Here is a 1,341-nt window from a genome sequence, read left to right on the forward strand (position 1 = left end):
TGAGGCTACCCTCGAATAGTGGACACCCAAGTTAGCGGGATTCGCAGTCCTGCTGGAAGGATGTTCAATATGTCAGATCAGAAGCGACAGCGTCGCTCTTACACCCCCGAGTATCGGATCGAGGCGGCGAATCTCGTCATCGATACCGGCAGGTCGATCGCCGCGGTGGCCAAGGAAATCGGAGTCGGTGAACAGACCCTGGGCACCTGGGTCAAAGCCGAGAAAGTCCGGCGCCGCGGCGCCGGTGAGCCCACGGGTGCGTTGAACGAGGACGAGCGGGCTGAACTGGCACGGTTGAGGCGGGAGAACTTCGACCTGAAACAGGACAACGAGTTTTTGGGAAAAGCAGCCGCCTTCTTCGCGTCGAAGCCTCGAAACAAGAGAAATTCGAACTGATGGACTCGGAGAAGGCCCACTATGCGATTCGCCGGATGGCCAGGCTCCTCGAGGTGACGAAATCTGGGTACTACGCATGGAAGAAGCGACGGCGGGCCGGGCCATCGAAACGCGCGAGAGCGCAACGGAGCCTTGATGGGCACGTCGCGGAGATCCACGCGGAGTCTGATGGTGTCTACGGGGCACCACGGGTGGCAGCGCAACTGGCTCGACAAGGCGTGAGCGTGGACGAGAAGACGGTCGCGGCATCACTGCGCAGGCAGGGCCTCGAAGGGATCAGTCCGCGTCGGTTCCGCCCGGTGACGACACTGCAGGGAGTGGCGACTCATCACATTCCGGACCTCGTGAAACGGGTCTGGGACCGAGGTGAGTTGGATGCTGTGTGGATCAGCGATATTACCTACCTGCGCACCTGGGAAGGGTTTGTGTACTTGTGCGTCATCCGCGATGGGTGCTCACGTCGAGTGCTCGGCTGGGCGATGGATGCCAGGCAAGATTCTGACCTCGTGGAACGAGCGTTGAGGATGGCTCATACGCTACGAGAGATGGTTCCAGATGACGTCATTTTTCATGCCGACAAAGGAGCGCAGTACACGTCAGCGCAGTTGCATCAGGCGTCTGTCGAGCTGGGGCTCAAGCAGTCGGTGGGGCGGACTGGAGTGTGTTGGGATAACGCGATGTCGGAGTCGTTCTGGTCATCACTGAAGACTGAGTTCTTCGAGCGGCGAGTCTGGCAGACTCGGGCTGAGGCGATGCGGGAGGTCGCTCGGTGGATCGAGGTGGTCTATAACCGGCGGCGGTTGCACTCGGCGTTGGGGATGGTCCCGCCGGTGGAGTTTGAGGAGAAGTCCCGGGCCGAGCACAGTGCCGGCCGGGTTCAGGAGGAAGCGTCTACGCAGGCTGCGTGACGTGGTTCACGTGTCCACGACTTGCGGGGAAGCTCAC

General features: G+C 61.1%; 1 protein-coding gene. It reads left to right on the forward strand.

Annotation, left to right across the window (positions count from 1 at the left end; all coding sequences use genetic code 11):
* The first annotated feature begins 69 nt into the window (after positions 1–69).
* Positions 70–1,304 (forward strand): IS3 family transposase gene (locus HK353_RS16790; protein ID WP_173158026.1). Its coding sequence is split into 2 segments (ribosomal slippage): positions 70–352 and positions 352–1,304, totalling 1,236 coding nucleotides; the frame shifts between segments, so codons are not numbered across the junction.
* The last annotated feature ends 37 nt before the right edge of the window (positions 1,305–1,341 follow it).

Origin of the sequence: Brevibacterium permense (assembly GCF_013280495.1) — a bacterium.
GTDB lineage: Bacteria > Actinomycetota > Actinomycetes > Actinomycetales > Brevibacteriaceae > Brevibacterium > Brevibacterium permense.